Source organism: Halosaccharopolyspora lacisalsi, assembly GCF_014137975.1.
Lineage (GTDB): Bacteria > Actinomycetota > Actinomycetes > Mycobacteriales > Pseudonocardiaceae > Halosaccharopolyspora > Halosaccharopolyspora lacisalsi.
This window is the reverse complement of sequence record NZ_JACGWZ010000003.1, coordinates 146,798-158,841: the sequence shown is the minus strand read 5'-3', so window position 1 is coordinate 158,841 and position 12,044 is coordinate 146,798. Positions and strand designations below refer to the sequence as shown.

At 68.7% G+C, this 12,044-nt stretch carries 9 protein-coding genes; all 9 read right to left on the bottom strand.

Features of this window, described 5'->3' with window-relative positions; all coding sequences use genetic code 11:
• Positions 1–75: 75 nt before the first annotated feature.
• Positions 76–1,149 carry a peptide chain release factor 1 gene (gene prfA, locus FHX42_RS12245; RefSeq protein WP_182544403.1) on the bottom strand — a complete coding sequence of 358 codons (1,074 nt, stop codon included), beginning with the start codon at positions 1,147–1,149 and terminating at the stop codon, positions 76–78.
• A 93-nt stretch (positions 1,150–1,242) separates the two neighbouring features.
• On the bottom strand, positions 1,243–1,473 hold the full coding sequence (rpmE, locus tag FHX42_RS12240; protein ID WP_182544402.1) for a 50S ribosomal protein L31: 231 nt from the start codon (positions 1,471–1,473) through the stop codon (positions 1,243–1,245).
• Between the two features lie 264 nt (positions 1,474–1,737).
• On the bottom strand, positions 1,738–3,747 hold the full coding sequence (rho, locus tag FHX42_RS12235; RefSeq protein ID WP_182544401.1) for a transcription termination factor Rho: 2,010 nt from the start codon (positions 3,745–3,747) through the stop codon (positions 1,738–1,740).
• Positions 3,748–4,602: 855 nt separating this feature from the next.
• On the bottom strand, positions 4,603–5,517 hold the full coding sequence (gene thrB, locus FHX42_RS12230) for a homoserine kinase (protein WP_182544400.1): 915 nt from the start codon (positions 5,515–5,517) through the stop codon (positions 4,603–4,605).
• Positions 5,514–6,605, bottom strand: a complete 1,092-nt coding sequence (thrC, locus tag FHX42_RS12225; RefSeq protein ID WP_182544399.1) for a threonine synthase — start codon at positions 6,603–6,605, stop codon at positions 5,514–5,516. The genes thrB and thrC overlap by 4 nt, the downstream gene beginning before the upstream one ends.
• On the bottom strand, positions 6,602–7,906 hold the full coding sequence (locus FHX42_RS12220) for a homoserine dehydrogenase (RefSeq protein WP_182544398.1): 1,305 nt from the start codon (positions 7,904–7,906) through the stop codon (positions 6,602–6,604). Before FHX42_RS12220 ends, thrC begins: the two co-directional genes overlap by 4 nt.
• Positions 7,907–9,325: a diaminopimelate decarboxylase gene (gene lysA, locus FHX42_RS12215; RefSeq protein WP_182544397.1), complete on the bottom strand. Its 1,419-nt coding sequence runs from the start codon at positions 9,323–9,325 to the stop codon at positions 7,907–7,909. It abuts the gene before it with no gap.
• 12 nt (positions 9,326–9,337) lie between these two features.
• The gene (gene argS / locus FHX42_RS12210; RefSeq protein ID WP_182544396.1) at positions 9,338–10,999 is read right to left on the bottom strand and encodes an arginine--tRNA ligase; all 1,662 of its coding nucleotides are present in this window, start codon (positions 10,997–10,999) and stop codon (positions 9,338–9,340) included.
• Positions 11,000–11,096: 97 nt separating this feature from the next.
• On the bottom strand, positions 11,097–12,023 hold the full coding sequence (locus tag FHX42_RS12205) for a cation diffusion facilitator family transporter (protein WP_182544395.1): 927 nt from the start codon (positions 12,021–12,023) through the stop codon (positions 11,097–11,099).
• Positions 12,024–12,044: the final 21 nt, after the last annotated feature.

Here is a 12,044-nt window from a genome sequence, read left to right as displayed (position 1 = left end):
AGGGACGCGCCCACGGCCTTTCACGATTCACCTCGGCAAGCGGCGGAACCGCCGAGACCCCGCCGAGCGGTTTCCTCAGGAGTCGACGGCGAGTTGTTCCTGCCGGTCGGCGGCGGTCAACGCCGCCAGCACTCCGTCGAGGTCACCGTCGAGGACGTGGTCGAGGTTGTAGGCCTTGTAGTTGATCCTGTGGTCGGAGATGCGGTTCTCGGGGAAGTTGTAGGTACGCACCCGCTCCGAACGATCCACCGTCCGCACCTGACCGCGGCGGGTCTCGGCGACCTCCCGCTCGGCTTCCTCCTCGGCCATCGCCTGTAGCCGAGCTCGCAGCACCTGAGTGGCGCGGAGCTTGTTCTGCAACTGCGACTTCTCGTTCTGGCAGGACACGACGATTCCGGTCGGCAGGTGAGTCAGCCGCACGGCCGAGTCCGTGGTGTTCACGCTCTGCCCTCCGGGCCCCGACGACCGGTGGACGTCGACGCGCAGGTCCTTCTCGTCGAGCTCGACCTCGACCTCCTCGGGTTCGGGGTACACCAGCACCCCGGCGGCCGAGGTGTGCACCCGCCCCTGGGACTCGGTGACCGGCACGCGTTGCACGCGGTGGACGCCGCCCTCGTACTTCAGCCAGGCCCACACGCCGTCCGGCCGGTCCTGGCCGGACTTGTCCTTGACCGCGAGAGTGACTTCCTTGTAGCCGCCCAGGTCGGATTCCGCGGCACCGAGAACGTCGACCTTCCAGCCCTGCCGCTCGGCGAAGCGCAGGTACATCCGTAGCAGGTCACCGGCGAACAGCGCCGATTCCTCCCCGCCCGCGCCGGACTTGATCTCGACCAGCACGTCGGTGGAGTCACGCGGATCACGCGGCACGAGCAGCTCGGCGAGTTTGGCTTCCAGACTCGGAACGGCCTCCTCCAGCGCCCTGACCTCGGCGGTGAACGCGGAGTCCTCCTCCGCGAACTCCCGCGCGGTCGCCAGATCGGCCTGAGCCTGCTCGAGCTCCCGCGCCGTTCGCACGATCGGGGTAAGTGCGGCGTACCGCCGTCCCAGTTTGCGTGCGCGCGCTTGGTCGGCATGCACGTCGGGGTCGGCCAGCCGCCCCTCCAGCTCGGTGTACTCGGCGAGTAGTTCTTCGAGCTTCGACGTCTGCACTGTGCGGGCCTGCTTTCCTTCCGAGCCGGGTGTTATCCACCGTGTCCACGACACACCGGCGCCCGTCCCGCGGGACGGGCGCCGGTGGCTCGGCTACTTCGTGGAGCGCGCGTTCTGGGGGCGACGGCCGTAGCGAGCCTCGAAGCGGGCGACACGGCCACCGGTGTCCAGGATCTTCTGCTTGCCCGTGTAGAACGGGTGGCAGTTCGAGCAGACCTCCACGTGGATCTGGCCGCTGGAACGGGTGCTACGCGTGCTGAAGGTGTTTCCGCAGTCGCAGACCACCTCGGTGTCCACGTACTGGGGGTGAATACCGGTCTTCAACGCCTTGTCCTCTCATCATGGCTCCGGGTCCCCCCGCGCCGGAAGTGTCGGGAGGTGAACCGGAACCGGACTCCAGCCTTGCATTTTGCCAGACCAAGGCTACTGACCTGCAACGCAGGGCAACCCCCGCGGTATTCCCGAAGCGGCAGCCCTGCGTAACCCCTGTACGACGGCCAGGGGGTTATCCGGTTTCGCGCGAAACCCGGCGAACGCGGTGTTCGCGCGAAACCGTCGACGTTCACGAGACCGAACGAGCCGGAGGAGTCAGTCCTCTTCCTTGTTCGGTGTCGTCTTGGCGACCTGCATCAGGAACTCGATGTTGGTCTTGGACTTGCGCAACCGGTCCTGCACGAGCTCCAGGGCCTGCTGCGTGTCCAGGGCGGCCAGCACCCGACGCAGCTTGTGGTTGACGGCGAGCTCGTCCGACGACATCAGCAACTCGTCCTTGCGGGTGCTGGAGGCGTCGACGTCGACGGCCGGGAACAACCGCTTGTCGGCCAGCTTGCGGTCCAACTTCAGCTCGGCGTTGCCGGTGCCCTTGAACTCCTCGAAGATCACGGTGTCCATGGTGGACCCGGTCTCGACCAGCGCCGTGGCGACGATCGTCAGCGAACCGCCGTTCTCGATGTTGCGGGCGGCGCCGAGGAAGCGCTTCGGCGGGTACAGCGCGGTGGAATCGACACCACCGGACAGGATCCGGCCCGAAGCCGGGGCCGAGAGGTTGTAGGCACGCCCCAACCGGGTGATCGAGTCCAGCAGCACGACGACGTCGTGCCCCATCTCGACCAGTCGCTTGGCCCGCTCGATGGACAGTTCGGCGACCGTGGTGTGGTCCGACGGCGGCCGGTCGAAGGTGGAGGCGATGACCTCACCCTTGACCGAGCGCTGCATGTCGGTGACCTCTTCGGGGCGCTCGTCGGCGAGCACGACCATCAGGTGGCACTCGGGGTTGTTCGTGGTGATCGAGTTGGCGATGGACTGCAGCACCATCGTCTTACCCGCCTTCGGCGGTGAGACGACAAGTGCGCGCTGTCCCTTGCCGATCGGCATCACCAGATCGATGACCCGACTGGTCATGTGCTGCGGCTCCGTCTCCAACCGCAGGCGCTCGTTCGGGTACAGCGGGGTCAGCTTGTGGAACTCGTCGCGCCGCTTGGCGTCGTCGGGATCCAGACCGTTGATGCCGTCGACACGCACCAGCGGATTGAACTTCTGCCGCTGCTGCTCCCCCTCACGCGGCTGGCGGATGACGCCCTTGAGCGCGTCACCGCGGCGCAGCCCGTACTTGCGGACCAGCGACATCGATACGTAAACGTCGTTGGGGCCCGCGAGGTAGCCGGAGGTGCGGACGAACGCGTAGTTCTCCAGCACATCGAGGATCCCGGCGACCGGTAGGAGGACGTCGTCCTCGCGCACCTCGGGCTCGTTCCCTCCGCCTTCGCTGCGGCCGCGGTTGCGGCGGCGGTCCCGGAAGCGGCGACCGCGCCGGTTACGACCGTCGTCGTCGGAGTCGTCCTGGCCCCGGTTGTCCTGGCCCTGACCCCGGTTGTCCTTGTCCTGACCCCGGTTGTCCTGGCCCTGGCCCCGGTTGTCCTGACGGCGATTGTCCTTGTCCTGACCGCCCCGGTTGTCCTTGTCCTGACCCCGGTTGTCCTGGTCCTGGCCCTGACCCTGGCTCTGGTCCTGCCCCCCTCGTCCCGAGGAGCGCCGACGACGGTTGTTGTTGCCACCGCGGCGATTGTCCTCCTCCCCGGAGGAGTCGCCACCCTGTCGACGCGGACGCCCGCGGGTCGGCGCGCTCCCGTTGGCGGTGGAGGAATCACTCGTACCGCCGTCCTCGGCCTCGGCCGGTGCCGCGGCTTCTGCCCGCTTGCCCTGCCGGGTCGGCTTCGACTCGGTTTCCGGCACGAGCGCCTCCTGAGTGCCCTCGGGCTCGGCGGAGGATTCCGAAGACTTCGCGGACTCACCGCGACCACGGCTCGTCCGTGTCTTGGCAGTGGAGGAACGCTGTTGGTTCCCGTCCCCCGACTCGCTCTGACGTTGTTTGATGGCGGAGATCAGATCACCCTTGCGCATGCCGCTGGTGTCGATCCCCAGTTCCCCAGCGAGCTGGCGCAGTTCGGCCAGCACCATGCCGGAAAGACCACCGCGTTTACGTGGGGTCCCATTAGATTCGGACACAGCGGTTCCTGCGCTCGTTGACTCGGATTCCTGCTGGCCAGCCGGGGAGGCGCCATTGGCTGCCTCGCTGCTCAACAGATCGGTGTTGCTCACGAATGTCCTTCCTGACCGGATCCGCGCCTCCTACGCGGCCCAGCGGATTGCCCGCCCGTCGGGAAGACGGGCGACCTTGTAGTGCTAACAGCCCCTGTGTCGAAGAAACCCGACGGGGCATGCGACACGATCGGGGGTCGGCGCCGACTCGCGAAACCAGCCGCACCCGGTGGAGGTATCCGACTCACGTGACCCTGCCGATACCGCTCGGGGCATGACGTTCGAAATACGCGCCCGCAGACGCATCCACTCCGATCCTCGGGTGCACACCCTGCTGTCGCCTCACACCAGAAATCACCCGCTCAACGGGTGTGACGCCGCCTCCGGCCTCACGCCACCACGGCAACCACGAAGGCTCCAGCAACCCGTTGCGGGTCATCGACCATCTCCGCTGATGCCGTACGGGAACGCGGCCTGACAGGCCCTTGGCTAGCGGCCCGACACCGGCTACGACTCGACGTTCGACTCCGCCGAAGCGAACCCGCCTGAGTGGACAACTCCTGCCTCGGTCACCGCGATCGGGTACGCCGATCTCGATCTTCACCCGCGACGGGTTGAAGTCAATTCATAGCGAGGGATGCACCCCGAGAATGGATACCTCGGGAAAGCACCAGCGCCCGTGCGCGCGGTGACTGATTGACCTTGAGGGTAGACGCCCTGTCATTCCGGTGCAAGAACCTCCTGGGCGCGACACGCCCTGGATCAGCCTGCCCTGCTTGATCAACCTGCTTGAATGGCAACGCCCCACCGGCCTCTGACCGGCCGAGATTGCCGTACACCGGCCGAGTACTGGTTGTCTCGGTGCCGACATCCTCCTTTATACCACCCTGTGCCCACCACGTGTCGTATGGGCCGTCAGGCCGAGGACTCGACCCGCACTCCCGTCCGATCGACCGGAATCCACAGCGCACCGAACCCGGTCACGTCGACGTCGCCGGGAAGCGCGCCCCCTGCCGGCAGGGCCAGCACGGTCGGACCGGCACCCGAAACGGCCGCGGGCACCCCGGCCGCACGCAGGCGCAGCACGAGGTCCATCGTCGCCGGCCACGCGGGTTCCCGCTGGTTCTCGTGGAGGCGGTCGTCGAGCGCGTCGAGCAGCAGCTGCGGCTCCTCGGTCAGAGCCCGCACGGCCAGCGCGGCACGGCTCGCCGCGAAGGCGGCGTCGGCGTGCGGCACCGTGTCCGACAGCAGTCCCCTCGTCGTGTGCGTGGCCGACTCCTCCGCCGGAACCAGGGCGATCGGTCGGATGTCGGCATGGGGGCGCAGGCGCGTGGCGCGGAAACGTTTTTGTTCGCTCCACGCGATCACCAGTCCGCCGTGCAGACTCGCGGCCACGTTGTCGGCATGGCCCTCGTGCGAAGCCGCCAACTCCAGCACGCTCGCCATGTCGCCCTCATCGGACAAGTCACGGCCCGCCAGGATGTAGCCGGAAACGACACCGGCGACGATCGCCGCGGCCGAGGACCCCAGTCCGCGCGAGTGCGGAATAACGTTATGACAACGCAATCGCAACGCCGGTGCATCGGAACCGAGTTCGGCCAAGGCACGGTGCAGCAACCGCACCACCAGGTGGTGCTCGTCGGTCGGCACGGTCTCGCTCCCCGCCCCGGCCACCTCGACTCGTGCCGTGCCCGGAACACCGTCGACGACCTCGACGTCGACGGTGTCGTACAAGGCCAGCGCCATCGCGAGGGTGTCGAAGCCGGATCCCAGGTTCGCCGTGGACGCCGGGACCGTCACCCGAAAGGCCGTTCCCGGCGTCGGGCTCATGTCAGCTCCAGCGCCGTGGCCACCGCGTGGGGATCCACCGACAGCGGCTCGACCTCGACCATGCCCGCCAGGGCGGTGTCCGGGTCCTTGAGGCCGTGGCCGGTGACGGTGCAGACCACCTCGGAGTTCTCCGGCAGGCGACCGTCGGCGGACTTGGCCAGCAGCCCGGCCACGCTGGAAGCCGACGCGGGCTCGACGAAGACTCCCTCGCGGCGCGCGAGCAGCCGGTAGGCGTCCAGGATCTGTTCGTCACTGACCGCCGCGAACAAGCCGTCGGAAGCTTCACGGGCCGCGAGCGCGGCCTGCCACGAGGCGGGGCTGCCCACGCGGATCGCCGTGGCCACCGTCTCGGGGCCCGACACCGGTTCGCCGTGGACCATGGGGGCCGCGCCGGCGGCCTGGAAACCGAACATGCGCGGCTTGGAGTCGACGAGCCCGTCGGCGGCGTACTCCTCGTAGCCCTTCCAGTAGGCCGTGATGTTGCCCGCGTTGCCGACCGGCAGGCAGTGCACGTCCGGCGCCCGGCCGAGGACGTCGCACACCTCGAAGGCCGCGGTCTTCTGCCCCTCGATGCGCACCGGGTTGACCGAGTTGACCAGGGCCACCGGGTGTTCGGCCGAGGTCTTGCGGGCCAGTTCCAGGCAGTCGTCGAAGTTGCCCTGCACCTGAAGGATCTTCGCACCGTGCACCACCGCCTGGGCCAGCTTGCCCATCGCGATCTTGCCCTGAGGCACCAGCACGGCCGAGGTGAGCCCGGCGCGGGAGGCGTAGGCGGCGGCCGAGGCCGAGGTGTTGCCGGTCGAGGCGCAGATCACCGCCCTCGTCCCCTCGGCCACCGCGTGCGTCATCGCCACGGTCATGCCCCGGTCCTTGAACGAACCGGTGGGATTGGCGCCCTCGACCTTGAGGTGAACGCGACACCCGGTCAGCTCCGAAAGGTGGGGAGCGGGCACCAGCGGAGTGTTGCCCTCCTGCAAGGTCACCACTCGAGCGTTCTCGGGTACGGCCACCCGGTCGGAGTAGGCCTCGATCAGACCGGGCCAACCGGCCTGGGAACGCTGCGATGCGGCTCGAATCCCGGAAGTCACGACAGTTCACCTTCCACGCGCATCACGCTGACGACCTCGCGCACCGCGTCAAGCCGTGCGATCTCTTCCACTGTGGATTTCAATGCCGCGTCGAGCGCGGTGTGGGTGACCACGACCAGACTCGCCTCGGCTCCTCTGCCCTGCTGGCGGACCACCGAGATGCTGACGTCGTGCTCGTTGAACATGGACGCGACCTGGGAGAGCACTCCCGGTTTGTCGGCCACGTCCAGGCTGATGTGGTAGCGGGTCGGGGTCTGGCCCATCGACCGCACCGGTAGCTGAGCGTGTGCCGACTCGCGCGGCCCCTTGCCCGAGACGACGAGGTTGCGCGCGACGGCGACCATGTCGCCCAGCACGGCGCTGGCCGTCGGGGCACCACCGGCACCCTGGCCGTAGAACATGAGCTGTCCCGCGGACTCGGCCTCCACGAACACCGCGTTGAACGCACCACCGACCCCGGCCAGCGGGTGGTCCCGGGGAATCATCGCCGGGTGCACCCTGGCCGAGACGGACTCGTTGCCCTCCTCGTCGGTCACCCGATCGCAGATGGCCAGCAGTTTGACCCTGCGATCCAGGGCCTGGGCCGCGGTGATGTCACCGGCACTGGTTCCCGAGATGCCCTCCCGGTGCACGTCGGTGGCCGTGACGCGGGTGTGGAACGCCAGCGATGCCAGGATCGCCGCCTTGGCCGCCGCGTCGAAGCCGTCCACGTCCGCCGTCGGGTCCGCCTCGGCGTAACCGAGCTGACCGGCTTCCTCCAGGGTCTCCGAGTAGCTCGCCCCGGTGGAGTCCATCGCCGAGAGGATGTAGTTGGTGGTGCCGTTGACGATGCCCATGACACGGTTGATCCGGTCACCGGCCAGCGACTCGCGCAGCGGGCGCAGCAACGGGATCGCACCCGCCACCGACGCTTCGAAGTAGATGTCGGCGCCGGAGGCGTCGGCCGCCGCGTACAGCTCGGAACCGTACTCGGCCAGCAGTGCCTTGTTCGCCGTCACGACCGACTTGCCCGCCCGCAGTGCCCTCAGCAGCAGGGACCTGGCCGGTTCGATCCCGCCGATCAGTTCCACCACGAGGTCGACGTCGCCGTCCACGAGAGACGCCGAATCGGTGGTCAGCAGCTCCTCCGGCAGTTCCGGGTGCTTGTGCGGGCGACGCACCGCCACCCCCGTGACTCGCACGGGCGCACCGACGCGCGCGGCGAATTCCTCGGGGCGATCACGCAGCAGGCGCACCACCTCGGTCCCGACAGTGCCGCATCCCAGCAGCGCCACCCTGATGGGCTCACGATCCTCGATCACTCACACCTCCAGCCGGAGCAGGTCGTCCTCGGTTTCCCTACGCAGCAACAACCGCGCCTGCCCGTCGCGCACGGCGGCCACGGGGGGCTTGGGCATGCGGTTGTAGTTGCTGGCCATCACGTAGCAGTACGCACCGGTGGCGGCCACCGCGAGCAGGTCACCGGGGGCAATATCCTCCGGCATCCAGCAGTCGCGCACCACTACGTCACCGGATTCACAGTGTTTGCCCACGATGCGGGACAACACCGCGGGTGACTCCCCGGCGCGCGACACCAACCGGCAGTCGTAGGACGCGTCGTACAGGGCGGTGCGGACGTTGTCGCTCATCCCGCCGTCGACGCTGATGTAGCGGCGTGCCATGCCGCCGTCCAGGGCGACGTCCTTGATGGTGCCGACCTCGTAGACCGTCACCGTGCCGGGGCCCGCGATGGCCCGGCCCGGTTCGACGGCCACGCGGGGCGGCTCGAACCCCGCCTCGGCGCACTCCCTGCGCACGATCTCGTGCAAGCGTTCGGCCAGCTTCGGCACCGGCAACGGGTCGTCCTGCGGCGTGTAGGCGATGCCCTGTCCACCGCCGAGGTCGACCGTGTTCAGCGACGACACCGCCTCGGCACCGTGCTCGGAGCGCAGGTCGGCCAGCAGCGCGACCACGCGGCGGGCCGCCAGCTCGAAGCCGCCGTCGTCGAAGATCTGCGAACCGATGTGGCTGTGCAGGCCCACCAGCGCCAAAGAGTCCAGCTTGAGGAGCCGCCTGGCGGCCTCGGCGGCGTCGCCGGAACTCAGCGAGAAACCGAACTTCTGGTCCTCGTGGGCGGTGGCGATGAACTCGTGGGTGTGGGCCTCCACGCCGACCGTCACCCGGATCATGACCGGCTGGCACACGCCGCGTTGCCGGGCGACGTGCTCCAGCCGGGCGATCTCGTGGAAGGAGTCCAGCACCACGGAGCCGATTCCGGCGGCGACCGCCTCCTCGAGCTCGGCCGTCGACTTGTTGTTGCCGTGGAAGGCGATGCGCTCGGGCGGGAACCCGGCGCGCAGGGCCAGCCGCAGTTCACCGCCGGTGCACACGTCCAGGCTCAAGCCCTCCTCGGCGACCCACCGGGCGACCTCGGTGCACAGGAACGCCTTCGAGGCGTAGTGCACCGAGGCGGGGTCTCCGAAGGCCGTGGCGTACTCGGCGCAACGAGCGCGAAAGTCGGCCTCGTCCAGCACGAACAGCGGTGTGCCGTACTGCTCGGCCAGCTCGCGCACGTCGATCCCGGCGAACCGGGCGACACCGTCCTCCCCGCGCGAGGCGTTCCGAGGCCAGACGACGGGGTCCAGCCGCACGGTCTCCTCCACGGAAGAAGGTGCGGGACCTGCGGTACTGCCGGGCGGGACGACATCGGCATGCCGTGGCCCGGCGGGATGGGCGCGCATGATTACCTTCCGCTACATCTGTTCGGGAGCGCTGACCCCGAGGACCTCGAGGCCGTTGGCGAGCACCTGACGGGCCGCCTCGCACAGCTGGAGCCGGGCGACGGTCAGCGGGGTGACCTGGTCGTCACCGGGTTGCAGGACCCTGCAGGCGTCGTAGAACCGGTGGTAGGAACCGGCCACCTCCTCCAGGTACCTGGCGACGCGGTGCGGCTCGCGCAGCTCGGCCGCCGAGTGCAGCACGCGCGGGAACTCGCCGAGCGTGCGGATCAGCTCGCCTTCCTTCTCGTGGTTGAGCAGCGACAGGTCCGCCTCGGCCACCGTACCCCGCCGTATACCCAGGGATACCGCGTTGCGCTGCAACGACGACAAGCGCGCGTGCGCGTACTGCACGTAGAACACCGGGTTCTCGTTGGTGCGCTTGCTGATCAGGTCGAGGTCGATGTCCACGGGCGAGTCGACCGAGGAGCGGATGAGCGTGTACCGGGCGGCGTCCACCCCGACCGCACCGACGAGGTCCTCCATCGTGACCACGGTGCCGGCCCGCTTGCTCATCCGGACCGGCTCGCCGTCGGAGACGAGGTTGACCATCTGGCCGATGAGCACCTCGACGACGTCCGGGTCGTCGTTCATGGCCGCCGCGGCGGCCTTCAGGCGCGCGACGTAGCCGTGGTGGTCGGCACCGAGCATGTACAGGCACAGGTCGAAGCCGCGTTCGCGCTTGTCCCTCAGGTAGGCGATGTCACCGGCGATGTAGGCCGGAGCGCCGTCGTTCTTGATGACCACGCGGTCCTTGTCGTCGCCGTGGTCGGTCGAACGCAGCCACCAGGCGCCGTCGGCGAAGTACAGGCTCCCGGACTCCTTGAGCCGCTCGACCTCACGGGTGACCGCGCCCGAGGTGTGCAGCGAGTCCTCGTGGAAGAACACGTCGAAGTCGGTACCGAACTCGTGCAGGCTGCGCTTGATCTCGGTGAACATCAGACCGACGCCGGTGCGGCGGAAGGTCTCGCGCAGCTCGTCCTCGGGAAGCCCCATGACCCGCGGCTCGCTGCGCACGACTTCGGAGGCGATCTCGTCGATGTAGGCACCGCCGTAACCGCCCTCCGGGGCCGGAGCGCCCTTCGCGGAGGCGATCAGCGAGTCCACGAAGCGATCGATCTGCGATCCCGCGTCGTTGAAGTAGTACTCGCGGGTGACTTCGGCACCCTGCGCGCTCAGCACGCGCCCGAGAGCGTCACCGACCGCCGCCCACCGGGTGCCACCCAGGTGGATGGGTCCGGTCGGGTTGGCCGAGACGAACTCGAGGTTGACCCGGCGCCCCCGGTACAGCTCGCCGTGACCGAAGGTCGCGGTGTTGTCGAGGACCTCCCGCACGATCGCGCCCTGCGCGTCGGCGGCCAGTCGCAGGTTGAGAAAGCCCGGACCCGCCACGTCGACCGAGGCGATGGCCTCCTCCGAAGCCAGCGCTTCGGCCAGCCAACCGGCGAGCTCACGAGGTGAGACGCCGGCCTTCTTGCCCACCTGCATGGCGAGGTTGGTCGCGTAATCGCCGTGTTCCGGGTTGCGGGGTCGCTCGACCGTCACCGAGTCCGGCAGGACCGAGGTGTCCAGCCCTCGGGCGTCGAGGACTGCTGTGGCGGTGTTGCGAACCAGTTCTGCGAGCGCGGCGGGAGTCACCTTGTGAAGTCTAAGGAAGTGTCCCCGCTGTTCAGCCAACGGGTTGTCCCTCGAACGTCGCAACGGCGACACCGCGACCTCACGGGGACCGCGCATCTCACCAAGTGAGATTCTGGCACCGGCTCGCGCAGTCCGCGGGCTCCACCTGCAAAGTGGCGTGATCGATACTGTAGCGCTCGGAAAGCAGTTGCTGCGCGGCGACCAGCACGTCGCCGTGGTCGGCATCGGGCTGGGCCGCCAGGTGCGCGGAAGCCACCTCCATGCCCGAGGTCAAGGTCCAGACGTGCAGGTCGTGGACCTCGGTCACGGCGGACAGCGAGGACAGCTCACCGTGGAGCTCGTGCACGTCGACGCCTTCGGGCGCCTCCTGCACCAGGATGCGCAGCGCCTGACGGGCCAACTTGTAGGTGCGGGGCAGCACGAAGAGACCGACCGCGCAGGCCACGATCGGGTCCGCGAGATACCACCCGAAGGCCCAGGTCAACGCACCGCCCACGAGAACGCCGAGCGACCCCACCGTGTCGGCCAGCACTTCCAGGTACGCGCCGCGCACGTTCAGGCTCTCCGAGGAGCCCGCGCGCAGCATCGCGAACACCACCAGGTTGGCCACCAGCCCGGCCGCCGCCGTGAGCATCATCGGCAGGCCGGCCACCTCGGTCGGTCGGAGGAACCGCCCGACCGCCTCGTAGAGGATGTAGCCCGCCACACCGAACAACAGCACGGCGTTGGCCAGCGCCGCCAGCACCTCGATCCGGTAGAGCCCGAAGGTGCGCTTGGCGCGGGTGGAGCGACGCGCGGCGGTGATGGCGGCCAGGGCCATGCCGACGCCGAGCACGTCGGTGAGCATGTGACCGGCATCGGAGAGCAGTGCCAGTGACGAGGTCAGGAACCCGACGACGGCCTCGAGGACGAAGAACGCCAACAGGATCGCGAACGAGTACGCCAACCGCCGGACGTACTTGCCCGACGCGCTGGTCGCCGCCGATCCGACGCCGCCGTGCCCGTGATCGTGTCCGTTACCCACGCCCTACACCTCCTGTCGCGC